Source organism: Pseudoalteromonas denitrificans DSM 6059 (genome assembly GCF_900112265.1).
Lineage (GTDB): Bacteria > Pseudomonadota > Gammaproteobacteria > Enterobacterales > Alteromonadaceae > Pseudoalteromonas > Pseudoalteromonas denitrificans.
This window is the reverse complement of sequence record NZ_FOLO01000067.1, coordinates 1-26,774: the sequence shown is the minus strand read 5'-3', so window position 1 is coordinate 26,774 and position 26,774 is coordinate 1. Positions and strand designations below refer to the sequence as shown.

The 26,774-nt window shown below is 37.4% G+C and carries 33 protein-coding genes and 1 pseudogene; 13 read left to right on the top strand and 21 right to left on the bottom strand.

What is annotated here, in order from left to right; translation table 11 throughout:
• Positions 1-76: 76 nt before the first annotated feature.
• The 5 genes from BM088_RS23925 to BM088_RS23905 all read right to left on the bottom strand — a co-directional run bounded on the left by BM088_RS23925 (position 77) and on the right by BM088_RS23905 (position 4,100).
• Entirely contained in the window at positions 77-1,780 is a 1,704-nt protein-coding gene (locus BM088_RS23925) for a phage tail protein (RefSeq protein ID WP_091990866.1), read from the bottom strand.
• Positions 1,773-2,189: a DUF6950 family protein gene (locus BM088_RS23920; protein WP_091990864.1), complete on the bottom strand. Its 417-nt coding sequence runs from the start codon at positions 2,187-2,189 to the stop codon at positions 1,773-1,775. Before BM088_RS23920 ends, BM088_RS23925 begins: the two co-directional genes overlap by 8 nt.
• Positions 2,179-2,766 (bottom strand): hypothetical protein, encoded by a 588-nt coding sequence (locus tag BM088_RS23915; RefSeq protein ID WP_091990861.1) that lies wholly within the window; start codon positions 2,764-2,766, stop codon positions 2,179-2,181. Before BM088_RS23915 ends, BM088_RS23920 begins: the two co-directional genes overlap by 11 nt.
• Positions 2,766-3,371: a hypothetical protein gene (locus BM088_RS23910; protein WP_091990858.1), complete on the bottom strand. Its 606-nt coding sequence runs from the start codon at positions 3,369-3,371 to the stop codon at positions 2,766-2,768. Before BM088_RS23910 ends, BM088_RS23915 begins: the two co-directional genes overlap by 1 nt.
• Positions 3,372-3,578: 207 nt before the next feature.
• Positions 3,579-4,100 carry a hypothetical protein gene (locus tag BM088_RS23905; RefSeq protein ID WP_091990857.1) on the bottom strand — a complete coding sequence of 174 codons (522 nt, stop codon included), beginning with the start codon at positions 4,098-4,100 and terminating at the stop codon, positions 3,579-3,581.
• A 149-nt stretch (positions 4,101-4,249) separates the two neighbouring features.
• On the opposite strand from BM088_RS23905, the gene BM088_RS27415 reads away from it, so the two are divergent.
• Entirely contained in the window at positions 4,250-4,393 is a 144-nt protein-coding gene (locus BM088_RS27415; RefSeq protein ID WP_177208161.1) for a hypothetical protein, read from the top strand.
• 44 nt (positions 4,394-4,437) lie between these two features.
• Here BM088_RS27415 and BM088_RS23900 read toward each other — a convergent pair whose 3' ends face one another.
• The 11 genes from BM088_RS23900 to BM088_RS23850 form a co-directional block, all read right to left on the bottom strand.
• Positions 4,438-7,386 (bottom strand): tape measure protein, encoded by a 2,949-nt coding sequence (locus BM088_RS23900; RefSeq protein ID WP_091990854.1) that lies wholly within the window; start codon positions 7,384-7,386, stop codon positions 4,438-4,440.
• On the bottom strand, positions 7,340-7,693 hold the full coding sequence (locus BM088_RS23895) for a hypothetical protein (protein WP_091990852.1): 354 nt from the start codon (positions 7,691-7,693) through the stop codon (positions 7,340-7,342). The genes BM088_RS23900 and BM088_RS23895 overlap by 47 nt, the downstream gene beginning before the upstream one ends.
• Positions 7,694-7,713: 20 nt before the next feature.
• Positions 7,714-8,040, bottom strand: a complete 327-nt coding sequence (locus tag BM088_RS23890) for a hypothetical protein (protein WP_091990849.1) — start codon at positions 8,038-8,040, stop codon at positions 7,714-7,716.
• Between the two features lie 62 nt (positions 8,041-8,102).
• Entirely contained in the window at positions 8,103-9,002 is a 900-nt protein-coding gene (locus BM088_RS23885; RefSeq protein WP_091990846.1) for a hypothetical protein, read from the bottom strand.
• The gene (locus tag BM088_RS23880) at positions 8,999-9,223 is read right to left on the bottom strand and encodes a hypothetical protein (RefSeq protein ID WP_091990843.1); all 225 of its coding nucleotides are present in this window, start codon (positions 9,221-9,223) and stop codon (positions 8,999-9,001) included. The genes BM088_RS23885 and BM088_RS23880 overlap by 4 nt, the downstream gene beginning before the upstream one ends.
• A gap of 4 nt (positions 9,224-9,227) precedes the next feature.
• Complete coding sequence (locus BM088_RS23875; RefSeq protein ID WP_091990841.1) at positions 9,228-9,668, bottom strand: phage tail terminator protein; 441 nt, start codon at positions 9,666-9,668, stop codon at positions 9,228-9,230.
• 80 nt (positions 9,669-9,748) lie between these two features.
• Positions 9,749-10,171: a phage virion morphogenesis protein gene (locus BM088_RS23870; protein ID WP_091990837.1), complete on the bottom strand. Its 423-nt coding sequence runs from the start codon at positions 10,169-10,171 to the stop codon at positions 9,749-9,751.
• Positions 10,171-10,647, bottom strand: coding sequence for a phage protein Gp36 family protein (locus BM088_RS23865; protein WP_091990834.1), 477 nt, complete (start codon positions 10,645-10,647; stop codon positions 10,171-10,173). The genes BM088_RS23870 and BM088_RS23865 overlap by 1 nt, the downstream gene beginning before the upstream one ends.
• A gap of 113 nt (positions 10,648-10,760) precedes the next feature.
• Complete coding sequence (locus tag BM088_RS23860; RefSeq protein WP_091990833.1) at positions 10,761-11,702, bottom strand: capsid protein; 942 nt, start codon at positions 11,700-11,702, stop codon at positions 10,761-10,763.
• Between the two features lie 58 nt (positions 11,703-11,760).
• Positions 11,761-12,153 carry a hypothetical protein gene (locus BM088_RS23855; RefSeq protein ID WP_091990830.1) on the bottom strand — a complete coding sequence of 131 codons (393 nt, stop codon included), beginning with the start codon at positions 12,151-12,153 and terminating at the stop codon, positions 11,761-11,763.
• The gene (locus BM088_RS23850; RefSeq protein WP_091990828.1) at positions 12,153-13,316 is read right to left on the bottom strand and encodes a hypothetical protein; all 1,164 of its coding nucleotides are present in this window, start codon (positions 13,314-13,316) and stop codon (positions 12,153-12,155) included. Before BM088_RS23850 ends, BM088_RS23855 begins: the two co-directional genes overlap by 1 nt.
• 304 nt (positions 13,317-13,620) lie before the next feature.
• Between BM088_RS23850 and BM088_RS23845 the strand changes: the two genes are divergently transcribed.
• Genes BM088_RS23845 through BM088_RS23835 form a run of 3 tightly spaced genes read left to right on the top strand, consistent with a single transcriptional unit; the run spans position 13,621 to position 15,100 of the window.
• Entirely contained in the window at positions 13,621-14,469 is an 849-nt protein-coding gene (locus BM088_RS23845) for an LAPAL motif-containing putative phage structural protein (RefSeq protein ID WP_091990825.1), read from the top strand.
• 15 nt (positions 14,470-14,484) lie between these two features.
• Positions 14,485-14,742 (top strand): hypothetical protein, encoded by a 258-nt coding sequence (locus tag BM088_RS23840; protein WP_091990823.1) that lies wholly within the window; start codon positions 14,485-14,487, stop codon positions 14,740-14,742.
• Positions 14,732-15,100: a hypothetical protein gene (locus BM088_RS23835; protein WP_091990821.1), complete on the top strand. Its 369-nt coding sequence runs from the start codon at positions 14,732-14,734 to the stop codon at positions 15,098-15,100. Before BM088_RS23840 ends, BM088_RS23835 begins: the two co-directional genes overlap by 11 nt.
• A 270-nt stretch (positions 15,101-15,370) precedes the next feature.
• On the opposite strand, the gene BM088_RS23825 is transcribed toward BM088_RS23835, so the two are convergent.
• Positions 15,371-16,318, bottom strand: coding sequence for a hypothetical protein (locus BM088_RS23825; protein WP_091990815.1), 948 nt, complete (start codon positions 16,316-16,318; stop codon positions 15,371-15,373).
• 251 nt (positions 16,319-16,569) lie between these two features.
• On the opposite strand from BM088_RS23825, the gene BM088_RS23820 reads away from it, so the two are divergent.
• The gene (locus BM088_RS23820; protein ID WP_091990812.1) at positions 16,570-16,938 is read left to right on the top strand and encodes a hypothetical protein; all 369 of its coding nucleotides are present in this window, start codon (positions 16,570-16,572) and stop codon (positions 16,936-16,938) included.
• 176 nt (positions 16,939-17,114) lie between these two features.
• On the opposite strand, the gene BM088_RS23815 is transcribed toward BM088_RS23820, so the two are convergent.
• The 4 genes from BM088_RS23815 to BM088_RS23800 are packed head-to-tail and all read right to left on the bottom strand — an operon-like array spanning position 17,115 to position 20,883.
• The gene (locus BM088_RS23815) at positions 17,115-17,957 is read right to left on the bottom strand and encodes a sensor histidine kinase (RefSeq protein WP_091990810.1); all 843 of its coding nucleotides are present in this window, start codon (positions 17,955-17,957) and stop codon (positions 17,115-17,117) included.
• 9 nt (positions 17,958-17,966) lie between these two features.
• Positions 17,967-19,796 carry a ligand-binding sensor domain-containing protein gene (locus BM088_RS23810; RefSeq protein WP_091990807.1) on the bottom strand — a complete coding sequence of 610 codons (1,830 nt, stop codon included), beginning with the start codon at positions 19,794-19,796 and terminating at the stop codon, positions 17,967-17,969.
• Between the two features lie 43 nt (positions 19,797-19,839).
• Positions 19,840-20,346: a hypothetical protein gene (locus BM088_RS23805; protein ID WP_091990804.1), complete on the bottom strand. Its 507-nt coding sequence runs from the start codon at positions 20,344-20,346 to the stop codon at positions 19,840-19,842.
• A gap of 18 nt (positions 20,347-20,364) precedes the next feature.
• Entirely contained in the window at positions 20,365-20,883 is a 519-nt protein-coding gene (locus BM088_RS23800) for a helix-turn-helix domain-containing protein (RefSeq protein ID WP_091990802.1), read from the bottom strand.
• Between the two features lie 149 nt (positions 20,884-21,032).
• Between BM088_RS23800 and BM088_RS23795 the strand changes: the two genes are divergently transcribed.
• From BM088_RS23795 to BM088_RS23760, 8 genes and pseudogenes are all read left to right on the top strand, one after another.
• The gene (locus BM088_RS23795) at positions 21,033-21,341 is read left to right on the top strand and encodes a helix-turn-helix domain-containing protein (protein ID WP_091990800.1); all 309 of its coding nucleotides are present in this window, start codon (positions 21,033-21,035) and stop codon (positions 21,339-21,341) included.
• Between the two features lie 42 nt (positions 21,342-21,383).
• The gene (locus tag BM088_RS23790; RefSeq protein WP_091990798.1) at positions 21,384-21,809 is read left to right on the top strand and encodes a hypothetical protein; all 426 of its coding nucleotides are present in this window, start codon (positions 21,384-21,386) and stop codon (positions 21,807-21,809) included.
• Positions 21,810-21,842: 33 nt separating this feature from the next.
• Positions 21,843-22,751 carry a hypothetical protein gene (locus BM088_RS23785; RefSeq protein ID WP_091990796.1) on the top strand — a complete coding sequence of 303 codons (909 nt, stop codon included), beginning with the start codon at positions 21,843-21,845 and terminating at the stop codon, positions 22,749-22,751.
• A gap of 14 nt (positions 22,752-22,765) precedes the next feature.
• Positions 22,766-23,068, top strand: coding sequence for a hypothetical protein (locus tag BM088_RS23780; RefSeq protein ID WP_091990793.1), 303 nt, complete (start codon positions 22,766-22,768; stop codon positions 23,066-23,068).
• Positions 23,065-23,304 carry a hypothetical protein gene (locus tag BM088_RS23775; protein ID WP_091990790.1) on the top strand — a complete coding sequence of 80 codons (240 nt, stop codon included), beginning with the start codon at positions 23,065-23,067 and terminating at the stop codon, positions 23,302-23,304. The genes BM088_RS23780 and BM088_RS23775 overlap by 4 nt, the downstream gene beginning before the upstream one ends.
• On the top strand, positions 23,304-25,085 hold the full coding sequence (locus BM088_RS23770; RefSeq protein WP_091990788.1) for a Mu transposase C-terminal domain-containing protein: 1,782 nt from the start codon (positions 23,304-23,306) through the stop codon (positions 25,083-25,085). Before BM088_RS23775 ends, BM088_RS23770 begins: the two co-directional genes overlap by 1 nt.
• Positions 25,072-26,334, top strand: a complete 1,263-nt coding sequence (locus BM088_RS23765) for an AAA family ATPase (RefSeq protein ID WP_091990785.1) — start codon at positions 25,072-25,074, stop codon at positions 26,332-26,334. Before BM088_RS23770 ends, BM088_RS23765 begins: the two co-directional genes overlap by 14 nt.
• A gap of 219 nt (positions 26,335-26,553) precedes the next feature.
• A pseudogene (locus tag BM088_RS23760) lies at positions 26,554-26,774 on the top strand (IS982 family transposase); the annotation flags it as partial.

The following is a 26,774-nucleotide window of genomic DNA, read 5'->3' as shown; positions in this document are numbered from 1 at the left end:
GACAATCTCGTTTAGTTTGGTTTTGGCGAAGTGAATTATACGAGATTGTCACTTACGCACAAAATTCAAACAAAGATCAACAGCCCCTAATTAAAGGGGTGACAGGTTTTGTAATTGAAAAGCTGATTGAAACAACTTCAGAGTGCAGGCCAAATATATTCACTGCTGTTATTTTTGCAAGATATTCACCTAAGCCTAAAGGCGGGATATCACACTGGGTGTAACTCACCTTATCTTTAGACATTAAGGTATTGTCAGAGCCATTGACCGAATAAAAAGCAATACTAAAACTTTCAACAGAAAATGGTGCAGGGTGCGCCCATTTTAATAGACCAATACCATCGGTGTTTATGTGTACTCGGACATCATTAACAGCTTGTGGTTTTCCAGTAACATAATCACTGTTTGGTGTTAAATCTTGCTCGCCAGGCTTTAAATCATCTGCCCACAAAGTTGGCGCGTCTTCAATGGCAATCACTGTTACACCGCCATCAATTCTAAAGCGCCTTTCAACAACCCGATACACCTTATTATTAATCGCTTCTCTTGGTAAATTAACATAAATAGTGCGACCAACTGCAGCGGCTAATCCCGCATGTTTTAGGGGGATTTCAATGCTGCCTAAACGGGATTGTTCAAGCTTAATAGCAGATAAACGCTGCGCTGTTGTACTGCTTCGCACAAAAGGTAGGGTAATTGATTTTTCAAGTGGCTGATTATCATGTAATTGATATTGCGACGAAATAACAGGCGGCGCATCCGTACGCTCATAGTTTTGATTTGGGTCGGTAAATGTGGCTCTGACAATATTGGCTCTATCACGCAAGTCTGCATGCCATTTAATTTTGACATTGCCATGTACATCTTTTTGATTGATAGTAAAGGTGGGTTGACCATACCAAGCACCAACCCTGATATACCACTGGCCCATCTGGCGAAACACTTTACCAGCGAAGCTTTGCTCTAACTGATTTAATACAGCTAAAGGATTTGATGTAAACTGAAACGTGCCATTTACGGTATAGCGTTTTTCAGTCGCGAGCTCATCGTTTTTATCTGTAAATTCAACATCTTCATCAGCAACATTGGCTGCAGCCATCCACCAATTGATGGGTAATCGACTAAAAGGCACTTCATGGGCACCAAAAAACCTAACATAGTGCAGGGTGTTTAATACCGCGTTTTGTGTCCAGGACCAGGTTGTTTCATCATCTGCATTTTGGGCTGGGTTTCTTGGGTCCCAAACGCGTACGCCACGTATTAAAAACTCGCAATCACTAATGCCATCGGGGAATATTTCCCGATCGTTTTTAAACTCAATAAATACATGTGCCTGGTTAAAACCAATATGTTCGCTAGTCCAACCTGCCATTTTATTAACTGCAGCAAGATTCGCTTCTGCGTGCCTGCCATCACTGATTGAATAGCCATAACTATCACTTGGATATTCACTTAGCTTTTTATCAGCAATGTAGATTTCTTCTAATGCATCAATGGGCGCACCATTTATTAAAACAATCAACTGAACCCATTTGGTTTCATCACGTTCAACTTCAGCTTGATGCGCAATAACACCACCAACTCTATCTCTACCAAATGTAATACGCCTGGGCTGGTCAATGCCTTTTTGTAACCCCTTGTTTAAAGTCGCATTATCAACTTCAGGTTCATCGGGAGTAAGACTATCCCACAAAGCCCCAAGCGTATTATCAAAAACAGAGCGGCCAAGACCAAATAAATCACCGCCCGTATCTACAACTAAATCAACAACTTTACTCATCAGTTTGCCCCATGAAAGCACTTAATGAATAAACACATTCAATAGCCTCAAAAGGCAAAGTGACCAAGCCATTTTCACCAACACAAATGACCTGATTGATATAAACAATGCCGCCTACTAATTCATCTTGATAATTAACCAAAGCAATATCACCACGTTTGGTATATGTAGGATTGATAGAGGTGTTTAACCACTGTTTAAAGATACTTTGAACATCATTAAAACCGTGTTTAAATAATTGTTTAAAGGCCCCTTTTTTGGTGAGATATTTACCTCTAAAGTTTAAACCTAAATCTTTACCGCAAGCACACAAAATCCAATCACAGACAAATAAACAACAATCATGTTTACCCCATTCAAAAGGCATGTTTTCACGCTCGGCCAAAAAGGTGTTTAACTTATGGTTCATAACGATTGCCTCTATTACCAATGTAATTACCTGGTTGCGTATCATGAAGATTTTGAGACGTTGCAGCGTGTTCACTAAAAAACTTATCATCAGCAAATAGGGCGCTTTGAGTGGCGTGATTCCAACGTTGATTAAGCCTTGCTTGTTTCCAGCGTTCACTTTCACCTGCAACAGATAAGGTGATTTGTGAAATATCCCCGCGCTCTACTTCATTTGAAACGATATAACCACTTTCTAATACCTGACTGTTACTCACGCGGTATTGCTCATCTAAAGTCATTAAATAGATTTCACACTCCCTGCCAATGGGGTCGTTTTGTGCAATTTCCCCAAGTACTGCGGTATCTGTGGTATTAAGGGTTAGTCTAATGCGGTTGGTATTATTGTTTTCACCTGCAGGTATTTCACTGACTTTGCCAAGCATGCCTAGACCATGCCATTTCTGACCTTGAAATAAACGCTCCCCCACACCTGTATGCAAAAACAAATCACCTGTTTTAAAGCCCAGACGAACAAAAAATCGTACACGGCCATGGGCTGATAAATCAGTAATAAGCTGAGATTTAATAGACTCCATTAAAAAGCCTCCCTGCCTTTAATGCGCCAACTAATCACAATGCCGTTTTTATACCTGGCACTGGCAATACCTTGCTTGTTATCAGCTAAACGAAAAACCCCCTTGGGTTGCTTAAAATAAAGGGGGGTATTATCAAAAGGAATAACGCGCATCGGAGATTCAAACACAATATTGGCACGACCAAACGCATCACTGACTAAATCTTTGGTTAACATTTTAAGTTCAGCAGCACTGCCATCACCTAATTGAAAGCGTTCACCCGCAACAGCCAAAGTCTGGCTAACAGGTAAACCATCAATCAACAGGGTATTACCATCTTGATTAGCACCTGCCACAAATGCACTGAAACTTTTATCAAGTTGCTCACGACGATAATCAAACATTAAGAACGTACCGACTTGACCACGTAAGGAAGCCATAAACGCATCAAGTGTCAAAGCATCTTTTTCAGGTACATTGGCAATTTCAATTTCAAATTCCCAATACGCACCTTCAAGATCATAAATCTCAGAGGCATTATTAGCCTTGCTGACATAGCTTTGGCTATTAGGCACCAGTCGAAATACACACGTTTTAGGTTTTTTGGGTAAAGGCAATAACAACATAGCAAACCAAAATAATGATGATTAATTTGAGTAAACTATATAAAGAAAATGAAACTGAAATGAATGGAAAACACTTTACAGTGAAGGAGTTAGGTCGTAAATTACTCACGGTAAAGTAATATTTATCTAGATGCAACTATAAAATAATTTAACGGAAATTTAAAATGGCTCTTGTAATAGAGCCATTCACATATTTAGGTTATGAAATTAAATAATTTCTTCTAATTTTAGGTTTAGATATTTAGTGACGGAATACGTACCATCCGCATTTAATTCTTTAGTTCGCTTTACACGTTTTGCTTCATCAACTGAAATAATCTCTCTACCACCAAGATTAGATGAGTGTGGAAGTGTAAAACCATGCTCAACCCTATGGCCCCTCAGCACATTTAAATCATAATCAATCCAATATCTGTTCTTAATGTCTGGATGCAAGGTAACGGTACTTTTACAAGACTTGATGTTATTCATTGATTCTAGACAGTGATCAAAAGTGACAGATTGATTTAATCCTGAAAAGTAAGATGTAATTTTAAAAGGTGTTTCGATCCCTGGTGCTTTATAGTCAAAGGTAACTAAAATCTTAGCGTTGTTTTTATTGCCAGCACTAATGTTGATATTTTCATTTACCGTAAACTTAGAAGATTTTGGTTGTTCTTGTGTAGTACTACAAGCCGTTACAGATATAGCCAAAATAGATGTTGTTAAAAGTTTTGAGATTTTATTCATAAGATACAGACCTTAGTTAAATATATTGCACAGTATAATTATTAAAATAATGATACTCGCATGTTGGAAAATTGATTAACATCATATTTGGGTACAATTTATTTTGCTATCTTTTATTTTAAAAATACTCACATAATTAAGGAAAATCTATGCCAGGAAAAATCACCTTGCCTCACAAATGTCCAAAATGCGGCACTATTGCCAAAACAGAGCCTGAACTAGATAGGGTTTTTGGTTATCGAACTAAAGATGGCGGCATTACAAACCAGAGTCAATGTAAAAAATGCAGGTAAACGGCTAGATTTTGAGGTGGTTGAACCTTAATTACCTCTAAACATCAAGCTGCCCCTCTAATGGCTCTAATTATTGAGCCATTTTCGCTAATATTCCCCACGATGTACGACTCAATTTGCCTACCAATATCATTGCCGATTTGCTCACTACCTTGTTTATCTGTATTACCTTCAACGTTTATTTGATTGGTGATATTTAAAGTGATGTTTTGACCATTATTAGCCGATGAACCTTGGTTAATGCGTTGTGCTGCAGATGAGATTTCAATATTTTGTTTTGGGCTTAGGACGCGTTCTCCGCGCTGTAAAAGATATGTTGATTCATTTGGTACGTAATCTAAACCACCGTGTGCAATACCAACGGGTTGCTGTGCTTTAATTTGTCTTACTTGTTGCATGCCCATTGCAACGGCCGCAACTGCAGCTGCGGCACCAAGGGCAGGACCAACAATGGGGATAGGGGCTAATGAGTTAAAAGCACCCGTTGCACTTTGATAGGTATTCATTATTGCTTGAGCAATGCTAAATGCTTTGTAAGCTTTAAAGGCTTTTTTACTTTGGCCTGCCATGGCCTTGAAACCTGCTGCACCTAAACCGATAACAGCTTTTGTTTTATCTGCAGCGGTTTGTTTTTCAAAATTAGCAAATGTTGAAATTTCTTGCTGTAGTGAGCCTGCATAGCGGTTTTTTATTTGAAATAACCGTTCCTGGTGTGCGGCTTCATCTGCTTCACGTTGGCTGTGATAACCTGAAGCGGCATTAAGTTCTGTTTGTCTTTCAATGTCTTTAATGCTGTTATCTGCATTGTGTTTTATTTCACCTAACTCATCATTGGCTGCAAGTCCTAATGATGCTCGGCGCTTTGCATCAACGCGTGCTTGTTGTCTTGCTTGCTCTAAATTTAATTCATTATTGTAAGCTGCAAGTGCTTCTCTACTTGAAAACCCTTTGATAATTGCTAAGCGATTTTCTAAGTCAGCTTTTAAATCATTTTGTCGTTTTTGCTCAGCTTCATTGGCAGTTCTGGTTTTTTCGTTTTCACGCTTTTCAGTGAGGGCTTTAACATCATCAGTGTATTTAGCTTCTAAGTTTTTAAGGATGGCTGTGTATTTAGTTTTATTGCTGACATCAGTTTGTGCTGCGCGAACAACCATTTGTTTTTTGTTTTCATACGCTGCTTTTAATCTGGTTTCTTCAGCTAATAAGCTCAGCTCTAACCGTCTAATGTTATCTGGTAATTCAGAAGCAGCAGTGTTTTTAGATTTTCCATCTTCAACTTGTTTGAATTTTATTTTGTCTAAATTGTTATTGAAATTGGCAATTTGCGCATTAGATTTGATTATCGTTGTGCGTAGCTCTGTTTGTTCATGAATATATTTTTTAATTGAAGCAATCTTTTGCTTATAACCAAAAGCTGTACGTTCGTCAGTGGCATTGCTTGCAAGTGTGTTATATTTTTTTAATTCTATGTATGCTTTTGCAATGGCCTGAGAGTAATTCTTCATCTTGTTTGAGTTCAGTTTCAATTGCGCACGGGCGCTAACATTTTTCAATGAATCAAAAGCAGAAGTTAAATCATAGATATGTTTTTCAAGTTTAACGCTTTTATTACTGGCATCATCTGAGCTTGTCGCAAAATAGGCAATTGCCAGTGCAGCTGTTACTGCAACACCCACTGGACCACCGAGCAACCCCATTGAAACTGATAATCCACGACTCACAATTGATGCTCTTGCAGCTGCTACACTATAAGTATTCGTTGCATGCGTGAGGGCGGTTTGTGTTGCAATGGCGTGTTGATTTGCTGTCGCTAGTTTGGCAATTGCTTTGGTACGTAAATGCGTTTTTGAGGCAACTTTTAACGTATGGGCCGCGTAAGCTTTTTGCTGTAGGGCGCGTTTATTCTCAAGTATGGCGGTTGCCTGACTTTGCTTTGCAAGGGCCATTTCAGAGAGTAAAGCCTGATTTTTAGCAGCAATATTCGCGACAAAACCTTTGGTGCTTTTAGCAACAGCACCTGCTAAATGACCTGATAATACAGCAGCCAGCACCCCTGCACTGGTTGCAAGTCCGGCTGCCAATTCTTCATTTTCACGTAAAGCTGACATACCATCCGTTAAAGTATCCACCACACTTGTCACAGCAAAATTAACGGGTTCTTCATATTTACGGATAAGCCTTTGATATTCGTTGCCCATTTCGGCAAAGCTTGCATTGATTTTACCTTCAGTGGCCTCGGCTGCACCCGCGTATTCATTGAGGGCTGTGACAAGATATTTTTTAAACATCTGACTTGTGATTTGACCATCATTCACCATACGCCTGAAACCGCCAGCGGCTTGGCCTGCTGCCTTATCAAGCTTTTGCATTAAACCAGGTAAAGGCTCTGTAACCTGATTGAGTTCTTCAGCGCGCAATACACCTGCAGTCATACCTTGGGCGATACCAAACAAGCTTTGCTCTAACTGTACATTGCTAGCACCTGACTTTGCAGCCGCATTTGCCATACCTTCAAGTATGGCTTTTCCTTGGGTTTGGCTAATAACACCTGCTTCTTGTAGTGTTAAAAGCTTGCTATAGGAGTTTGATAAAACGGTGTATTTTGTATTAAGTCTATCTGCAGTATTAAATAAGTAATCTTGAACTTTATTATATTCAGCTGAAGAACTTGTTAAGCCTTTTAGTCTTTGATCTAAAAGTTGCGCCGCACCTGTGTCACGAACAAACATGGTTGCAGTGCCGGCACTGATAGCCGTGGTAATTGCGAGTGCCACACCAGAGTATGAGCGCTCAAGTAAATTTAGTGACTTTGTAAGTGAGCCTTGCTGTGTCATGGCTTTTTGTTGTGTCGCTGATAAACGTTGATTTGCAGCAACCTGTTTTTGTATCACACCCGGGAGTTGATTTAAATCACGCACATTTTTTTGTGCGCCAGTTGTAACCGCTTTACCGTCGTATCGTAAGCGTAACGCCAGGTTCAGGTTGTTGCTCATCAGGTCGCCTTATCATTGCCAGAATACTTCTTTCAAGAAGTTGTAATTTGTCAAAATCTTTTGGGGTGAGATTAATATTGCTATAACCCCAGGCAATATCAGCACGTTGATAATCAAGGGCAATTTCAATACCGTGATTATCATATTGCCATTGGGTGCCCGCACTTGTAATTGCTTGTGCTGCTAACCAGTTACAGGGTAAAACATGTAAATCTGTTTGTGCTTGCGCTATTTGTGCTTTTACTGGTGCACCAAAGTGGGCTTCATCACTGCTTAATACGTTACTTTGTGCTGCCAAGTCGCCCACAAACCACCTAGCAACATCGATTAGTTTTTTTCAATAACCCGATACTGGGCGTTAACACACTCAACGGCTAAACGACCAGAAATCGCGCCATAGACAAGCATTTCATCTAAAGTCTCTTTATCAAAAGGCACGTTTTTTCCTTCATCATTAAAACCTGACCAACCAACTAATAAATCTTTCACCGTCTTTTTATCAGAGACTTTTTCACCTGTTGTCATAGCCGTTAATGTAACCTCATCGACTAATTTAACCTGGGCGGTAAAATCAAACAGCACGCCGCCAAATTCAAATTTCACTGGGCAATCAATTAAAGCTGAAGAGAGTTTTTTTAAACATGTTAATTTCATTTTTTTACTCTTTTAATATTTGTGTAATAGAGGGTTATTCAAAGTCGGATATTAAAAATTAATCACTCAAAAACGAAACTTAATTCATCATTACCCGCACCACTTGGCACAAGCTTGCCATCAAATTCATACCCCGTGAGTTCAGACTCTAAACTGGCATATTTAGGTTGCGGCATTTGAAAGCGACCCAGCACAGTGACTTTTTTACCTGCAGCTGTGCCGTGACTAAATTCAAAGTTTTGGATTTTTCCAACATCGTCAAAAGGATTAAAAGCAGTTAACGCATCAGCAGTTAAAGTAATGTTCGCGCTTGACTCATGACCTGCAATAATGATTTCCTCATAATTAATGGCGCGGTCAAACACAACATTGTTACCCATATCAATATTAAGCTTGTGCAAAGTGCGCTTGGTATTGTTCAGTTTGAAATCTGAACTTGAAGCAACGCCCAGTGTTTCTGGTCGCTTCCAGCGCTCCCAATCAACAGCGGGCGCGGCAGTTGATGCAACTGGCGGACTAAACAAACCTTTAAACTGCCAGTTGAGTTTTGGTATGCCCTTTTCAAGTGACAAACTCACGGTACCTAACATTTCACTGATTTTATGGGTATTACTGCCAAAGCGCATTAAGCTGATTGCTTTGGTTGGCGTACTTCGGGTGTATGTCACACTTGATGCATTGGCAACTTGAACAAAACCACACGCTAGCATTAATGGTGCAAAAGCAGGGGTTGCACCTGCTGTACCACTCATCGCAAGGGGCGTTTTAAAGTTTAAGGTAATATGCTCACCGTAAAAGACCTCTAAACTTGCGCCACTGTAAGCTGTTTCCAGTTCATCTTTATCAGCCTCACTTTCAATATTAAATTCAACATCTGTGGCATAAATCGCATGAGAACCCGACAAAGTTGTGCCCAGACTATCTGCTAAAATCATCTTATCTTTAAAGCGCCAACTGCTCATTGCTTTTGCTCCTGTCTAAATAATTCATCGTTTTTAATTTCAAATGCACCTGATATTTCAGGTAATTCTTTTTGCGCTGTTTTAATTAAATGCTGGGCTTGTAGGGCAAGCTTTGTTGCATTTGATAGCGCAAAAACAGTTTCTGATTTTTCAGCGCTCTCATTAATATTTGTATTTTCAATGTGCTCACTGACAGCTTTGGTATTTTTTTGCTTGTTCATTCAATTACCCCTCTATTACTTTTGTTTTTACTGTTACGTTACCAACGACTTTAAACTGACACTGATAAATCAAATTATTGGTTTCACGGCTCAGCTCAACCGTTCGCCCTCGATGTAATTTAATCGGTTGCCAGGGGGAGAACGCACACCCTGCAATCGCCTGCTTTACTTTTGAGCGAAGCGTTTTAATTTCGGTGTCAGAATTTTTATTTCCCGCCAAACAGGGCAGTACTATCATCACAGCAAATATTTCAGTGACAATATATTCATCCTCACCTGTGACACTGCCTGCATCGTCGTAATTATCATCAAGGGGTAAAACGTACAAAGTAGGGGATTGAACGCCTTTTTTGCGCGCTGCATTAAAATCAGCTGCAAAACCCACACGGGCAATCTTTGCATCACGCAGTACTTTATCTATTTTGTTTAAATCAAAATTAAACATGCTTTAAACCCCGTTTAAACTGCTTTTAAAAATCAAACCCTGCGTAGTATTTAAATGGGTCATTACTAAATCAACCAACACTAAATTAACCAATCGTCGATAATGTCGTTAATTTCATCCGCCTGGTAAGTATCAATACCAACGATTGGCCGTGCGGGTAGTGTCACACTTTTATTGCGCCCAACTTTGCCACCAAAATGATGTACGGCCGCATAAACCTCACCTAAGCCATGCTCTAAGGTATTGCCTTGCACATTGTGGGTAATGGAGTCGGCCAGATTTCGTGTATCAGTGAGCGTTAAACCGCTGCGCTCTTTTGCAGCCTCGCTTTGCTCCCACTTTGCACCGCCAGGAGACATTTCACGCGAAAAACGATGCATGACATCTGAGTCTAAAAACGCGCCAATTTCATCAAGCACGGTTTCAGGTTGCTCAGCTTTACCCGCTAACAGCGATAAACGCGGGATCGCATTACCACTAATATCAATAAATACCCCAGCCATCAAAAACTTTCCAAGTTAAAGCTGCTGTAAACTTTTTTAGTTCGCATGCTGGTTGTACTGCTTACTGTGGATGGGTTTTTAATTTGGATCACGCCTTTACTAACCTTATCTAATTGGCGCATCGCAAAGTTTCGTTTATCTGAAATATCTTCACTTTCAGCATTTATGCATAATTCATATGTCATTAAATCAATGTAAACACCTGGTAAAACCGACACGTCAATTTCAGCCTGCGTGAGATTAAATCGAGCGACATAGCCCGTTATTAGGGCGCTGACCGCTTTGTCACTTTCTAAATACCAAGCGTTAATTTGTTCTTGTAAGGCGCTTGCAGGCGAATTTAATAAAGCCAGTTCTACATCTTCGACTTTAGGGGTATTTTCATAATCACCCACTTCACCAAATTTACCCGATACAAATTGCAGCAATACATTAATACCAATTTTATTAATAACCTGCTGAGGACTTGCAAACATAACAGTCTCTTATAAATGATGTGTTAGTAAAAATAAGGTTTGATAAAAGGGACGCAACCAAACCTTAACCAGGAAATACTTAACCTATAAAAGCTGAACCTATGAAACTGAAATTAAGGTGCAGTAAAGCCAATAACATCCGTGAGCAATAGGCCGCAGTCCTTAGCAATAGCCACTTCACAGACAGATTCGCCCACTTGTACTTCTATACCACCGCGCAGTCCTGCGGCCACTTCACGACTACCAGAAACCCGCTCACCATATTGTGCAGTAAGAGAGAAGGTCATTCTGTTATTCGTTGTTGATGCAAGTGGGTCAACATACGTCATGGCAAGGGAGTCTTTCCAAGCGCGCTCTAAGACCATGGCTTCACCTTTTTTAGCTGTATTAATACGTGCCATACCGACATTAATCGTATCCAGCTCTAATGTTTCTTTAATAAATGACCAAGGCACTAATCCTTCATCACCTAAAGAGCCGTTGTACGCTTTAATCATTTTTTTATTGGTTCTAATAGCGGTTGCTACTTTGCTGGACATAGTAAATGTATTCGGACGCATCAATGGGGTATCGAGCATTTCCAAAAAGAATGGCAAAATATCTAAATCTGGGTCGTCTAATCTTTTAAATTCAGCGCCACTGAGCTTTTGGTGAGTGCCAAAGTTGTCAATTTTGTTATATAACTTGGCAACACGGACTTCGCGAGACAATAAAATAATATCGCTGATGGCTTCAACTGCATGATTACGCGGGTTGTAATTGGCAGGTGCGTTTTCTTCATCCACTTTTGGAATGACATCGGCGAGTCCAAAGTCTTCACAGCTTTGCGTTTTGTTACCGACACTAAATTCAATTTGATTGGGTGCAGATTTTCGACCAATACGGGTATCAGGCACAGAAAAGCGCTCTTTTGTGTCAAACACATTATATTTAAATTCCATTCTACCCACAGGGCTACGCGGACACACAGTATCTGCAATCAATCTGGTATTACGATATGCAATCGCAATGGCAGTTTGTTCAATGGAAGGCGTAAAAGGCAGGCCACCACTCATGTTAAATTCCTCATCGCTATTGATAGCGAAGTTAGTTAAATATTAAAAAACAACCGCTTTATTTGACGATTAAAAAAGGTGATATTGTGGTGCTGCCAATGGTGCCAAGCTTGCCAGATTCAAGCGCAATACCCAGCGCCCACACCTCGGCATCTTCAACATATCCCGCCTTACTAAATGCAACGGCTTTACCATCAGCATCCGATACCAGTACATCACCCGTGGCAACATCACCGCCGTATTCGACATTTCCAGTTTGGTCCATGACGACATCACAACGCATTTCTGTATTGCCATTACTTGAGCCATGCTCACTTAACCCCGCAATCGGGTCTGCAACACCCGCCGATTGGTCAACACTAAAGTCAGCTGCCGAGTCAAAAGCCACAATGCGATAGGGATCAATAACCGCATCGGTGCGAAAGTTTTTAATAAATCCAGGATTGGCCATTATTTAGCTCCTTGAATATGGGCTATGGCAGTCGAGACAGAAATAATAATGCCTTTATCCGCTTGTGACTGTTGATAATCAGATGCTTTACTTGCAAGCTCTGTAGAGGTTAAATCCGCATTGTCTTCATCATCACCTTGTGAGAAGTCCTTAGTGAGCTTTGTTTGCTCGGGTAAACCTTGTAAAAACGATTTAAACCACTCACTTGGCTTTTGTGTTTTGTCACCATCAGATGCTGCGAATTCAAAGGTTTTACTTTCATCACCCTCAAGGTCTGCCATAAATTCAGCGACACCTTCCGTGTTTGTCAGGCGAGGGGATTTGCCGCCGTTTATAGTTGCTTCAATAAAAGTACGCGCTGTAGATATGCGTTGGTTATATTCAAGCTTTGCGTTTTTCTTTTGCTCTGCTGCTAATTTATCTTCCAGGGCTTCTTGCTCTTCTTTAGTCAAAATAGAGTCCTCTTTGTTTACGTCATTAGAATTGTTTTCGTCATTAGGGTTGTGTTCGTTAAAATCATTTGGATTTGAATCGTTGCTTTCTTTGCGCTTTTCATGCTCAGCAATAATGGTGTCTTCTTTGAGCCAATCACTTGACCAAACTGGAATGACCTTATCAGCGGTTTCGATATCATGCTTTTCAATAAAAAAATCGCGCAGGTTCTTAAAAAAACCAGTGAGTACATTGGAAGTATCAAGTGCGACAGACTCGATTTTATCGATAGCAGCAAATTCAAACACCTGGGCTTTTTCATCATCAGCATTGAATTGCCATTGCAAACCTGAAACAGCAGGGGGCTTACCACCCAAAAAACCGATGTGACCTAATTCGTAACCGTTATCTACTGCATTTAAGCGTACTGAACGATTGGGGTAGCGTTTGTCTTCTACTGCTTGGGCAAACTCAGCACTAACATCTTCAGCTTTGGCAAACAAAACACCGTCTTCAACTTTTAACTCACTGGCCCAACCCCACGCTGGGTCGTCCGTTTTTGGGTGGCCAATCACAAGGGGTGATGTTTTTGGTGAGAAATTAGTCACAACAGAATTCAAATCAGCATCACTAAAATTTTGTGTGCTGCCTTTTGAATCTGTGTGCTGGCCAGATTTAAAAATCTCAAACCAGGCAAACTGTGTATTGGTAGATTTATTGTTTTTGGGCATGTGATTAACCAATTCTTAAATAATAAGGTATGGCAATCAGTTTATGGAAACTAGGGAAGTGGCACTTCTGGAAAACACTTTACAGTGAAAGATATTGAGGGATATTTATAGACTAAAGCGACTGACAAAAAGGTGCAAGTGATTTTATGGAGTCAATAAATTTAACGTTATGCGATTTTAATCAAGTATCTCATATAGTGTTGTTATTATTATTGCAATCACTTGCTGTATCATGCAATATTAAAAAATAATACATTCAACAACATATGCTTATAAGCATTTAATAACTAGTATGGAAACTGCAATGTCAGAGAATATTTTTACAATTTCGTATAAAGTACCAGAAACTGAAGATCATTCGATAGATGCAGAACTTTTAGGACATAGCTTAATTTCACTTAAACAAGCGATTGTAATTGCAGATAAAAAAATAAATGGCGATGAATCACAGGTTAATGTCCGTGTAAAGGCTAATCCTCCGGGCTCATTCGGTGTCGAATATAGTGTTCTGCAGTTACTAGACGGTGCTATAGATGTTGTTAAATACCTAGGCCTTACAACTGCAGTAACATCAGCTAGTATTATTGCTATTTTACGCCATATAAATAGCCGCCCAATAGAAGCAACGATAAATTTAGATGATGATAAAAATTCAACGATTGTCCTAGCAGATGGCGAAGAAATTACTTGTCCTAATTTGATGAAAGATCTAATTTCGAATAAAGATTTCAGAGATAAATTCCAAGGCGCATTATATTCACCAGTATCTACCGCAAAAAATCCAATTATTGAATTAAAAAACGAGAATGGTGAAACTATTGAAACTTTTAAAAAAGAAGATATAAATAGTTTCAAAAAATTACCTAGAAATTCGTTAACAGAGACTAAAGAAAATAAAAAAACAGTCCATATAAGGTTAATTCAAATAAACTTCGATAAACCAGGTGGTTGGAAAGCGGAATATTTAAACGACTTAATTACAGTCAAAATGGATGATGCTATCTTTATCAATCAAGTAAATGAAAATAAGCAAAACTTTACTAAAGGTGATTTATTTGAAGTAGATTTAAATAAAATAGAGAAGCTTGAAAATGGAAATCTTGCTACAATTAGATACGTAGTAACAAAAGTTCATAAGAGAATAACTCGATAAAAAAGAGATTAAGCAATGGATCAAACATCATATTTAATAGTTGAAAAAGGGGTTCTGTTAATCTCTTTACTATTATTGATCCCGATTGTTTATATGCTTGTTTTAATTATCGTTCGTACACTTCTTAAGATTTTTTTTCCTCATAAAATTATAAATATTACAGTTATTAATAACGGAATAAAACAAACTCACACAGTCAAATTGGATGACTCTAATGCTTTAGTAAAAGCAATTAATGAAAGCCGTGGAGACTTTGAATTACATGGCAAATAAAAAATTTACTGCAACAACTGGGATCGGCGGAACAAGCGCTATTAGTTCAATTTTACTTATTATTATTGGAAACTTACCTCAAACTCCTGAAAATGAATATTTAATAAAAATTGGTACAATTCTTTCTCCTATTTTTGCTGCCGCTGTTATGTGGGTAATAAACTTTATATGGATAAAATCTGGCGTTCGTACATTAGAATTTCAAGAGTCTGAGTCTTCAATAAAAAATGGAATTAGCCATGCAGAAGAAATACTTAAAAAGAAAGGCCTTTCGAAAAAATACAGAGCTGAATGGGAAGATACATTAAACGGTCATAATAAAGCATTAAATAAACTTTACACTAACAAGACTAAATGATCTCGCCCTATCTACTACAGTCTTTAAAATACTGCTTAAATGCGAGAGCCCAAAACCCTATTAAAGATATTAAAGCAATTTTATCGTATCTACGCGCAAGTTTTTGAAAGATTGAATCTTGCAATCCTTTCATCGAGCCTGTTAATTCAAAGTTAGCTAACATATAGTAACCAACTTCATTTATTAATATAAAAAATACCATCCCAAAGATTATAAGCCAGATAGTTTTTGGGGATTCGATAAAACATAACAGTAAATTTCCAAACCAATTCATGATGTTAAAACCTCTTCTTTAACGTTTCGATCTTTCATAGGTAGTTGTGTTATATCTAGTGCATTTTTTAGATTTATAATATCAGAAGGGGTTGAATAATTAGATTCTACCTGCTCATATCTATCAATAAGTTTAATTAATAAATCCTTTAAAGTTTTGTTTGGCATAATGATATTGAGTTCAATTAGAGGTATATATCTTTCAATTGCTTGATTTAAATAAACTCTATAAATGATTGGCTTACATTTATTTTCTAATAGTAATAATAGCAATTCAAAACTAAAAGTAACTGAGGCATATACCTTCATAAATATTTCTTTATTATTAATAAAAAAATTCGGGAAGTTTTGATTAACCTTTTTTAACTGATGTTTCCTTGTGTCTTTATTGTACACAATACTGTTTAGTGTATATCCATCAAATGCATCAGTAAAAATACCTTCTTTGTTCAGTAAACCTAAAAAAACCACATCTAATTTTTGCAGACTATCTAATGTGATTTTTATTTCTTCAGCTTTTCTGACTTCTTCAACTTGCTGTTTTAATGTAAGAGTTTGTAATTGGTTTAATTGTGTTTGTTGCTCCATTAATTTTGCTTGTTGTTTTACGCTTTTCTCTGTGTCTGCTAAAACTTTTCGGGTATCAGCAAGTTCTTCTCTAGTTGCAGCAAGCTCTCTGCGTTGGAGGGTTATTGATAAAAGTAAAAGTAAAATTGTACAAAATGAAAAAATAGGGTTTAACATGCCACCTACATAATCGCCCATAGCTCCCCAATCTGCTCGATTACCAGGCCAATAATTTAAACGTTCGTTATATTGGAACATGTAAAAACTGCCAACACATATAGCGGTCAAAACTAAACCTATCATTATTCTAATTTCAAACTTTTCTAATACGCCTTCTTTCGCGCTATTTCGATTTTCACCAGTCAAAGTAACTTCCATTTATTATTCTTATATTCGATAGAAATAATAAACTCGTTCCCAAAATTAAACAACTGACTTAAAACATTAAACCCAACCATGTTTAAACACTGTTTAAACTCGACCCAAAATGTTTAAACATTTTTAAATAAACATTGGTAGCAGTTTTAATTTTTAGGCGCTTAGAATGCGTTTGGGAGATTTGCTAGGTTTTGAGTGAATGACTATATTTAAGATACATATTTTATTTACATCATTAAAAGGATTTTAAAATGTTTAAAAATATTATCGCAATTTTTATAGGGGTTACTTTAGCAGGTTTAGCACTTCTTACTATTTATGATGTTTATAGTAATGCAACTGCTAAAGCTATTGTTCATGAAATGGAGAGTATTGAAGAGCTAGCAGTTCAAGATGCACTTACAAATCAAAAAAGGTTAAAAGGGAAGGCTGCGAATGCTTTCAATCTATGTAAAGTCAGAGCCAGTGAAGATTTTGGAGATAAGCTTGAAATAATAGAGGTTGTAAAAGAAAGTCCAACGTATATTTCATTCATGCTTAAACACAATGACAAACGATTACATGTTCAATGCTCTGTTGCCTATGATAGTAATGCAATAGAGTCGTTTATTGTCTTATAAAATAAAAAAGCCCCAATCATGGATTGGGGCTTTTGCTTCATTCAAAGGAGTAACTATGTCTAAATCTACTAAAGTGAAGACCAAATCTGCTTTAGTGCGTTAATCATATGTCACTCTTTAACCAGTGACATATGTAAAGTACTTTACAGTGCAACTTAAATCATTTAACAAAGTAATCATGACACCTTAGTTGATTGAAAGATATCTGTAACGACCTTGGGCATTTCTGATTTTAGTTTTAACGGGAATACAGCATTTATAATAGTGCCTTTACTTACTTTTTGGATTTTACACCTCCCATTATAAGAAGCTGCTATGTCGCGCATAGTATAAAGTCCAAATCTATATTTAAAAGTTCGTATGTACCAACCAATACCTTGACCATTATCAATGATACTAACTTCAATTGTATCTCGCGCACGCTCAACAAAAACATTTACTCTATCTGCCTTACTGTGCTTACCAGCATTTTGAGCTGCATGAAAAACAAATGCATAAATATCACGCGCAAGTGCCGGTTCAATTTCTTTATCACCTAGGCTCAAACTGAAATTAAATACTGTATTATTAAATTCTATTAAACATGCAGTACCAAAAGATTGTAAGCCTTGTTTCAGAGAGCGCTCACCAAGAGCAGCATTACCATGAATTATAGGGATAATATTATTAATTGCATTATCTAAACAAACAAGCCCGTCAGCATGCTCATTAACATTAAAACTTCCACATAGCTTTTTAGCTTTCTCAATGTCATTCATAACCAACTCCAAGCTATTTTGCTGCATTTTTATACGCATCTCTCTATGCAGCTTTAAGTTGGTATTTAGAAAAATAGAAATAGCGAAAATAATTGCTGCACTAACAGCAATATTGAGCCCAATGCAAAGAAATAAAAACCAATTACTTTTATACCAATACCCGGTAATTGAAATAGGGTAATTTTCTCCATAATACCAGTTACTGTTTTTTGTTTTTGCGCGTGTTTGTATTTCATAAAAACCAGGCTCTATTCCATACAAAGGTACTTTTCAATCTATGGCCGATATCCACTTATCATTTAGGTAATATTGATATTCAACCGATCTAAAAAAATCATTAATACTTAAATACAAAGTTGTTTCCACATTTAAATCAACTTCTAATGGGTAGTTCACTTCAACTCTTTCACCTAATTTAAAGTAGTTAACTACTGGAAATATCTTATTTTCAATGAAATCTAAATCTATTGTACTTATACCAAGTTGGGTTCCAAATCTTAATAAACTACCTTTCAAATGAACGGAGTTTGGTGTGACATTTAACTTTGATGTGCCTGGAATTACACTAAAAGACTCTGCATACTTATATATTCCTGAAGAAGTACTAATCACTAGATTTTGTTCATGCTGCACAATATCAATAATATGTGTTGGTCCTGGCATTTGTTCAAACGTTTCATTTACCTGCTTATACAAACCTGTACCAAAAGTCGCCAAATATAAATCACCTTTGAATTTTATAATGTCGATTACTTTATATAAGTTAGTAGCGTGTACGGTAGCTGTTTTATTATCAACGATTAAAAAACCTTTGCCTGTTAAAACATAAATTAAATTGTCTATCTTTTTTATTCCGAGAATTTCATTTGAACGCAGCGCAATATTTATATATGGAACAGGTTTAGCTTTTTGAGCTTCTACGATATAAACACCATTAGTGTCAGTTGCTAAATATATATCATCATCAATTTGATGCACCCCTATAACCCAACCAGAATATATTTTTTTTATTTTCTGAGTTTCCAGGTTATATAAATATGCCCCCGTGTTACTTGCAATAACTAAATTAGAGTTAATAAATCCTAGATCATTTATGATATTTCCAATATCGGTTGATTGATTTATTTTACGATAACTTTCATTAGTTTTAATAAAAACACCATCGTCTGTTGATAAAAACGTCGTGTCACCATGTTTAATCATGCGATTATTTTCTGATTTTTTTTGTAATGAGTTATGTTCAATATTATTTTTAAAGATACTAATCTCATTTGTGGAAACAACCCAAAGGTTCGAGTGACTGTCTATAAAAACACGCCTTATTCTTTGTAGATCAGTTTTAATTGCCCCTTCAACAGCTTTTAAATCAAATAGGCTTAAAGTTAAAATATCCCCATTCCTCTCTATATACAGAGTGTTTTCATAAACATACATAGTTTTTGGCACTGTTGGCCAATCAACTGATATAGAACGGTTTGACTTATCAAAATAATTTAATTTACCATCACGCCACGCAACAAGACCGTTAGTACTATTAATTAACTTAGAACGTTTAGATATATAAGCATCAATTAATGTGTATTGATTCTTTGAAAATTGATAAAGGCCTGTATCAGTATCTATATAACCATCAGTGGATGATTTTATTTTCGGATTAGTTAACAATAAATTAAGCTGCGTATTGTCTTTAAGTCGATAAAATTCCATTCGATCTTGCAACCTTAAAACCAATATCCCCTCTTGAATACTCAAAGAAATAACATAGCTATTGTCACTAGATACTTTCAATACAGAACCATCTGTTAAATTTACCTGATAAACCCCAAAACTTTCAAAACCAACAATTAATACATTAGTTTTCTCATAATACCTAAGGTCTCTTACCCAAGCATTTGGAATATCATATACTTCTGATAAAGCTAAATTATTTTGACCATCATACAAAAAAGCGCCATTTTGTGTCGCAAAATACATAACCCCTTTTTTATCCTGTGCTATTCCGTATGTGTGACCAATCATATCTTCATTACTATTTAACAATTCAGCATTGACTGAAAAAGTAAAAAGAATAAAAATTAAGAAACTTATAAATACTTTCATCGCATCATGTCCTTATTAGGGGCTTCCGCCCCTCCCATCTCTGTTACTGATTACCGCGAGGAGGGTGAACAGAAGCTCCACAACTAGCCATAACGATTGGAAATTTGTTTATCTCAGTTTCATTAGAGATACCTTTAAACTGAATGTTTTGTTTTATAGCTTTAGGTACCTGGCCTTTTTGTTTATAGCTGATATCTGCATCTTTTGATGGGCTAATAATTAAAAATGTAGGTTTCCGAGGATCGTCTACTTTAGCTTTGTTATTCCAAAGGTTCATAACATATTCAGCTGCTTCCTCACCATAAAGGTAGAAGTAACTAGCTGCAACTAACTTAGCACCTTGCTCAGAAGTAACAATCACACCTGTATTTTCAAATTTAGAACCACAGTCAAATGTCATGTCTACAGTTAATTCTGAGCGATCTGGTAATAACAAAGTTGATTGAATATCCAGCAAGCGAGCTCTATCGGTAAAAGGCTCTATAGCCGTTGCAGTTATGCAAGTTAAAGAAATTAAAACAGTTGATAAAGTTAAAATTTTTTTGTTCAAAATATAATCCTTAATTATTTAAACCAACGAAATCGTACTCCTTGCAACTGCTGTAACTATTGTTCTGTCTCCACTGTACTCAAGAGCAGCATCAACCAAAACAGGTCGCAATGACTTACGAACCAGGAGTATACGCTCCGCTGATAAGTTTTTAGGTGCAAGTACTTCATCCATTATCGACTCAATCATTTTATCTATTTCTAAATAAGATGCTTTATTTGTTGATACGTTAGTTGTAGTTGCGGGTTGATCTACATCTAAATTAGCTTTAGTTTGATTTATTACTAATGTACTTTTTCTTTCATATTGAGATTGCACTTCAATACTAAATAATTCATCTAAAGAAATTCCTTTATCTAAACAGGCAGTAATTATACCTTCCCAAGGAAGAGTATTTCTTTTTAAAGATGCACCAACCGTTCCTAACGAAAGTCCCAAAGCTGTAGATAAAGCTCTATCACTAGTTACATTAAATATTACATGTAGCTTTTTAATAACGTTTGTAACATCAACTTTCTTAACACTATCAACAATCATAACTTGAAGTCAACTAAATATGTGGTTGATGCAAGCATATATTTAATTGACAAAAGAACTTGACAATCACATATGTAGTTGCATACATTAAATAAGGTAAACGCCAACCAAACATGTAGTTGACACAAAACTACTAAGGTAAAAATATCATGAAACCAATTAAATTAACATTCTCCCGTATACAAGAATTGTTAAGTGAAAAAAATATTCTTTTGGCTGATATAGCAGATGCGTTAAAAGTATCTCGTACGCATGTTTCTTTAATCGCGAGAGGTGAGTCAACGTCAAATCGCGTTGCAAACGCAATTGCCTTGTCACTTGACTTGCCTATAAATCAAATTTTTGGTGATAAATACGAAAGAAATCACAACCCAAACGAGAGAGCAACAAGAAAACAACAAGTTATTGAAGCAATTAGAGCTGGGCAACCAGTACCCCCACAATCTAATATGGCCTAATGTTAAATTGTTTACAAAGGATATTTACAGGAAATTTTTACTATGAAACTTGACCAGTTACCGTCATTGCTAACAAACGAAACCGCACCGGACTGTGAAATATACAATCAATTTTTACACGCTATAAATTTAGCTGCTCGGACTAGTGGAATAACCCGACATGGAATTGCAAATCGCATGAACCAGGCATTAAAAGTCGAAAGCATTATAGTTACGGAGTCTTCTCTTAATAAATACCTAGCACCTAGTACCGAGAAATACCTACCAGCGCATATGATCCCAGCATTACTGTGGGCTGTAAAAAGTATAGAGCCAATTAATGTTTTACTACAGCCACTAATGTTTAAAGCAGTTGATCAACGCGCACAAATGCTACAACAACACGCTGAGCTGGAAATGGAAATTGAAAAACATAAAGAGCTACAGCAAGAAATTAAAAATACGTTATTAACGAACCCATCTGATTAAGCCATTCAATAACTAAGAATTAAAGGAAACACCATGTCAATCAAAGACCAAGCTATGTCTGAAAATCAAGAATTATCAGTCTTTAGCGAAACAATGGCTTTAAAAATGGACTCACTCGCTGAACAAATTCAGTTAATCATTCCAGCAACACCTGAAGAAACGTGGCAAGAAATAGTTAAGTTAGAAGAACAAGCAGTCATTAACGCTGCCAAGAAAGGGTTGTTACTACTTACATTAAAGGAGAACTGTAAACACGGTGAATTTGAAAAGCGCTTTTTAAAATTGGGCATTGGTAGACGCTCTGCATTCGATGCAATGAGTGTGGCCAAAATGTTTTTAGCTTTACCAAACTCAAAATTGCAGACGTCTGCACTTTTGAATATGAACCAAAGTAAGTTAACAGAACTGGCCCGCTTACCCATAGAAACCATAGAAGCGCTAGATGATGACGACTTAGAGGCCTTTTCTGACTTATCAGTACGTGAACTTAAAAAAGAACTGCAACGCTTAAAAGCCCACAACATTGAATTAGACATTGAACGTGCTGATGCCATCAATGCGTGTGAGCAAGAACGTATGCGCAAGACTGCCAATATGCGTTTTGATATGCCCGTGATTATTTCACAAATGCGTGCAGATGCGATTGCTTATACAGGGCTACTTGATGAAGCGCTGAGTCAGTCTGGTTTACAAGTCACCGACTTAATTGAACAACGCTCTCTTGATTTAGATATGCGTTTGGCTGCTGCACAAACCATGCACCATTGCTGGGCCTCTATTTATCAGCAAGTAGGTCACATGTTAGAGCGTTTAAATGGTGAGTTTGGTGAGCAAGTACAGGGCATTGAAAACTTACCGCGATTTACAGCCGCCGAATGGGAATACGTTGAATCACAGCGTTCTCGTTTATTAGAAAGCTTTCAACTTGATATGAAACATTAATAGGAATTTTGATTATGACAATTTCTACACGCAAACCAGAACACAGAATGATATTCATAAGCCATGAAGACCAGCAGATAACCGCAGATGTCATGTCTTACAATGCAGGGTTAACGTCTTCAAACAAATGGAACCAAGAACAAGCTGAAAATTATGCAATAACTTTTACATCACCAAAGAGCCAGCTTGGGTGGGCGCTTTTACATCGTAAGTTACGGATGTTGTTTTCACCTTTTACGTATGAAACAGCATACGAAATGTTTGAACCCAACCCGTTTTTCACTCAAAAGAATACACACCAGGAGCAAGTATCATGAAATCAAGTTTAATAGGGGCAAATGAAGCATCTGAGTTTAATAAAAAATATCCCGTTGGTTCAACGTTTATTTACCAGCCATTTAGGGTGTTACGCGGTGGCAAAGGAGTTAAAACCGAATCGAAAGCCTTTTGGCTAGGTGGTGGTGATGCTTATGTAAAAGTGACGGGGATTAGCGACATTGTTACAACCAACTGTTTAACTCCTGCAGGTAATGTTTTTAAGGAGAATAGCTAATGCATGGCGCAGTGACAAAATATAAAAACCTTCCGGCAGTGATTGAAGATAAGGGCTGGCAAGAGGCAAGCCAAAAGGCACGTAATGAAGCGCTCAATAAAAGCGCCCTGGTTAAATTTTTATTAGTGCAAGATGACACACTTCAAATAGCCTATGAGACTTTAGTTAAAAAATATAACTCTAATACATGTATTCCCAGTCTAACTGAAGCGGTGAATTCACTCGGTAAAATGCCAAGTAGAGCAACAATATATAACTGGTGTAAAGCATATAAACTTGATGGCTTAAATGGATTGTTACCCCAATTTAAAGGTAAAGCAAAACCTGAACACTCATGGGCCCATAGATGTATTGAATTATATCATGCACCCAATTCACCTAGTTTTGCACAAGTGAGTGACCAACTGGTCAATGAAGGGTTTAAAGTTGAGCATCATAATGTCAGGCGCTTTATAAATGAATTACCCCATGAACTGGGCCAAAACAGCCCGTATCGCATTGGTGCCAAGCTGTATCGTGAAAAACACAAAGACTTTTTAATTCGCTCAACCGATAACATTAAACCAGGCTTTATTTATAACGGTGATGGTCATAGTGTGGACGTCCATTTAGCGCACCCTGTAACAGGTAAGTCGTATCGCCCAGAACTGGTGATATTTCAAGATGTGGCGAGTCGTTATATTGTTGGTTGGGAGTTAACGTATTCTGAAAATTCAATCAGTACGTTAACAGCGCTGAGTCGTGCTATGAAAAATCATTTAAATATCCCTGCCATGGTGTATATCGATAATGGCTCAGGCTTTAAAAGCAAAATGATGAACGATGAAACCTCAGGTTTTTATGCGCAGTTTGAAATTGAGCCGATTTTTGCGATACCTGGTAATGCGCGTGCTAAATGGATTGAGCGGTTTTTTCGCCATATGGAAGAACGTGTTGGTCGCAGATTTGAAAGTTACTGTGGTAAAGGCTTTGATGAGCGAAAATTACAACTTGTATTAAAAGAAGCAAACCAAGGAAAAACGAGATTACCATCTTTAGATGAATGGATTGCTGAATTTAAAGTTTTTTTAGACTATTACCACAATAGCCCGCACCCTGAACGGGCAGGTCAAACACGCCAGCAAGTATGGGATGAAATTGAGCGCGTACCACCTTGTGAGGGGGATTTTGTTATTTTGCCACGCGCAAAAGTCAATGTGCGCCGTGGTCAAATCAAATTACATAAGCGCACTTATACCGCCAACTTTTTACATCAATTCAATGGCAAAGAGCTGTTAGCGGGATTCGACTTACAAAATGATGAATACATTCAGCTTTATCAGTTAACAGGTGAGTTCATTATGATTTGTCAACTGAAACTCAAATCACATGCCTTACCAACTTCTCGCATTGATGAAAGAGACATTAAACGCTCACTCGACGCCATTAAACGCAAAGAAAAACACATTGCAGAGGACAGGGCACGCGCTGCTTTATCTAATGTCATTGATTCTATAGAGCTTGATACGGTTAAAAACCTGAGCGCTGATGTCAGCGACGTGGCAGGTGCAATTACTGAGCAAGCACCACATACGTTCGATATTGATTTAAATGCACTCACACCTGAGTTTGAAGAAGTCGCAACAACTGAGCCTGCTGAACTGTCAACTTTACTTCAAGTAGTGGATACACAAGACACCAACCCAGCACAGAAAACTGAAAACGATGTTTTGAAAGACTTATTAAAAGAATCTGAAGAAGATGAAGCCAATATTGAGGATGCAGAATATGAACTTTACTGAACATTACACAGCGAAAGATAAAAAACACGTGTTATTGATGAATGATGAAATAGACAATTTCAATATCACTGAAACAGAACTTAACTGTGGTTATGCCTATTCACAAATAAAAACGGTATTGGCAGGTGAGTCTCCAGTGAGGCCCACAAAATTAATTAGTGCACTGTGGGAGCATATATTCCCAAACACCAATGCGGATGAACTTGAAAGCACCGTCAGTAAGTTTAACCCAATATTTAATGATGAAGACAAGATATTATGCAGTCGCATTAAAATGCGCCTTCATTCAAAAGAAATGCGCGACCAAGCAATATCTGCATCAACAATTGCAAAATTAATTGACCGCTCACCTGCGACTGTCAGCCAGCTAATTAACGGAAAATACAAAGCCGTACCGACAAGTTTGCTTGAAAAAATATGGCATACCATTGCACCCATTGATTTAGTGCAAGCTGATAAAAATGCACAAGCTGAAGATACAAGCGATGCACCGAGTAAAGAAAAAATCATCTTAAAGTACGGTGAAGAGCCGTTTATTCAAACTGAAGTGTCAGAAATGATACGCCTTGCTTGTAACCAAGCAAAACAACAGAGGCGCTTTAGTGTCATTTCAGGTTTACCAGGTGTTGGTAAGTCCAAAGCGCTCGCAGAGTTCGTTAAAAATAATACTGATACCATTTTAATTGACGGCGGCGAAGAGATTAACAGTAAGTCCATTGTTGAAGAATTATGCTCAAAGCTTGGTTTAGTAAAAGCATCAAATACCGCAGTTAATATCAAGCGCATTATTAAAGTATTACAAAATGGCCCTTCGAGGGTGATTATTTTAGATGAAGCTGACAAATGTAAACCCAATGCGATGGACCCACTTCGTACTATTTCAGACAAAGCCTTAATCGGTGTTTCTTTGGTAGGTAATAGCAGTTTAGTCGATAAACTACAAAGCCAAGAGCGCTACGAACTGATTGCCAGTCGTGTGTGCTTTTGGCCTAAACCCATCGCCCAAGTCTGTGTAGAAGATATTCGTTCATTATTTTTAAAGCTGACCCAAGGCACCTTAGTGCTTGCGGATGACAGTGACAAATGGTGGATTTGGCTACATAAGCGCGTGGAGGGCAACGCGCGCGAACTGGTGAATAATTTACTGCCGCACTTGTTGAATTTTAGTTATAAGAACATGGGCAAAAAAATAGACAAAGCCATGGTGAACTCCATTTTTGCCAGTGTATTAAATAAACCTGCAATTTAACCCGAGTTACTTATTTAAAGACAATTTAAACAGCGTTTAACGCCTGTTTAAATTGAATATTAAAGGAATTTAAAATGGCTTTTTCAATAAAAATAAACACTCAAAATTACAACGTAAACTTAATAATTAACCTGAATTCTGGATAAGAAGTGAACTTATTGCCCACCTAGCGATCAGATCTTTCGACCAAGAACGATTTGAAAGCATAACGGTGGGCAGATGAATAAACTAATTGAAATTTTTTGCGATGTCGATGATTTTTGTCATCAGTTTTTACCCGAATGGGAAGCGCTATTAATCTCTGACGGCACTAAAAAGCGTAGGCGCAGTTCGAAAATGTCTACAAGTGAATGTATGACTATTATGATTGCTTTTCATCAGTCAAATCATCGTGATTTCAAGAACTTTTATATTGGTCTGGTCAGACGATATTGGGGGGA

Excerpts from the sequence above, each read along its gene's own strand:
- BM088_RS23925 (WP_091990866.1), bottom strand. The coding sequence starts at position 1,780 with ATGAGTAAAGTTGTTGATTTAGTTGTAGATACGGGCGGTGATTTATTT.
- BM088_RS23920 (WP_091990864.1), bottom strand. The coding sequence starts at position 2,189 with ATGAACCATAAGTTAAACACCTTTTTGGCCGAGCGTGAAAACATGCCT.
- BM088_RS23915 (WP_091990861.1), bottom strand. The coding sequence starts at position 2,766 with ATGGAGTCTATTAAATCTCAGCTTATTACTGATTTATCAGCCCATGGC.
- BM088_RS23910 (WP_091990858.1), bottom strand. The coding sequence starts at position 3,371 with ATGTTGTTATTGCCTTTACCCAAAAAACCTAAAACGTGTGTATTTCGA.
- BM088_RS23905 (WP_091990857.1), bottom strand. The coding sequence starts at position 4,100 with ATGAATAAAATCTCAAAACTTTTAACAACATCTATTTTGGCTATATCT.
- BM088_RS27415 (WP_177208161.1), top strand. The coding sequence starts at position 4,250 with ATGCCAGGAAAAATCACCTTGCCTCACAAATGTCCAAAATGCGGCACT.
- BM088_RS23900 (WP_091990854.1), bottom strand. The coding sequence starts at position 7,386 with ATGAGCAACAACCTGAACCTGGCGTTACGCTTACGATACGACGGTAAA.
- BM088_RS23890 (WP_091990849.1), bottom strand. The coding sequence starts at position 8,040 with ATGAAATTAACATGTTTAAAAAAACTCTCTTCAGCTTTAATTGATTGC.
- BM088_RS23885 (WP_091990846.1), bottom strand. The coding sequence starts at position 9,002 with ATGAGCAGTTGGCGCTTTAAAGATAAGATGATTTTAGCAGATAGTCTG.
- BM088_RS23880 (WP_091990843.1), bottom strand. The coding sequence starts at position 9,223 with ATGAACAAGCAAAAAAATACCAAAGCTGTCAGTGAGCACATTGAAAAT.
- BM088_RS23875 (WP_091990841.1), bottom strand. The coding sequence starts at position 9,668 with ATGTTTAATTTTGATTTAAACAAAATAGATAAAGTACTGCGTGATGCA.
- BM088_RS23870 (WP_091990837.1), bottom strand. The coding sequence starts at position 10,171 with ATGGCTGGGGTATTTATTGATATTAGTGGTAATGCGATCCCGCGTTTA.
- BM088_RS23865 (WP_091990834.1), bottom strand. The coding sequence starts at position 10,647 with ATGTTTGCAAGTCCTCAGCAGGTTATTAATAAAATTGGTATTAATGTA.
- BM088_RS23860 (WP_091990833.1), bottom strand. The coding sequence starts at position 11,702 with ATGAGTGGTGGCCTGCCTTTTACGCCTTCCATTGAACAAACTGCCATT.
- BM088_RS23855 (WP_091990830.1), bottom strand. The coding sequence starts at position 12,153 with ATGGCCAATCCTGGATTTATTAAAAACTTTCGCACCGATGCGGTTATT.
- BM088_RS23850 (WP_091990828.1), bottom strand. The coding sequence starts at position 13,316 with ATGCCCAAAAACAATAAATCTACCAATACACAGTTTGCCTGGTTTGAG.
- BM088_RS23845 (WP_091990825.1), top strand. The coding sequence starts at position 13,621 with ATGTCAGAGAATATTTTTACAATTTCGTATAAAGTACCAGAAACTGAA.
- BM088_RS23840 (WP_091990823.1), top strand. The coding sequence starts at position 14,485 with ATGGATCAAACATCATATTTAATAGTTGAAAAAGGGGTTCTGTTAATC.
- BM088_RS23835 (WP_091990821.1), top strand. The coding sequence starts at position 14,732 with ATGGCAAATAAAAAATTTACTGCAACAACTGGGATCGGCGGAACAAGC.
- BM088_RS23825 (WP_091990815.1), bottom strand. The coding sequence starts at position 16,318 with ATGGAAGTTACTTTGACTGGTGAAAATCGAAATAGCGCGAAAGAAGGC.
- BM088_RS23820 (WP_091990812.1), top strand. The coding sequence starts at position 16,570 with ATGTTTAAAAATATTATCGCAATTTTTATAGGGGTTACTTTAGCAGGT.
- BM088_RS23810 (WP_091990807.1), bottom strand. The coding sequence starts at position 19,796 with ATGAAAGTATTTATAAGTTTCTTAATTTTTATTCTTTTTACTTTTTCA.
- BM088_RS23800 (WP_091990802.1), bottom strand. The coding sequence starts at position 20,883 with ATGATTGTTGATAGTGTTAAGAAAGTTGATGTTACAAACGTTATTAAA.
- BM088_RS23795 (WP_091990800.1), top strand. The coding sequence starts at position 21,033 with ATGAAACCAATTAAATTAACATTCTCCCGTATACAAGAATTGTTAAGT.
- BM088_RS23790 (WP_091990798.1), top strand. The coding sequence starts at position 21,384 with ATGAAACTTGACCAGTTACCGTCATTGCTAACAAACGAAACCGCACCG.
- BM088_RS23785 (WP_091990796.1), top strand. The coding sequence starts at position 21,843 with ATGTCAATCAAAGACCAAGCTATGTCTGAAAATCAAGAATTATCAGTC.
- BM088_RS23780 (WP_091990793.1), top strand. The coding sequence starts at position 22,766 with ATGACAATTTCTACACGCAAACCAGAACACAGAATGATATTCATAAGC.
- BM088_RS23775 (WP_091990790.1), top strand. The coding sequence starts at position 23,065 with ATGAAATCAAGTTTAATAGGGGCAAATGAAGCATCTGAGTTTAATAAA.
- BM088_RS23770 (WP_091990788.1), top strand. The coding sequence starts at position 23,304 with ATGCATGGCGCAGTGACAAAATATAAAAACCTTCCGGCAGTGATTGAA.
- BM088_RS23765 (WP_091990785.1), top strand. The coding sequence starts at position 25,072 with ATGAACTTTACTGAACATTACACAGCGAAAGATAAAAAACACGTGTTA.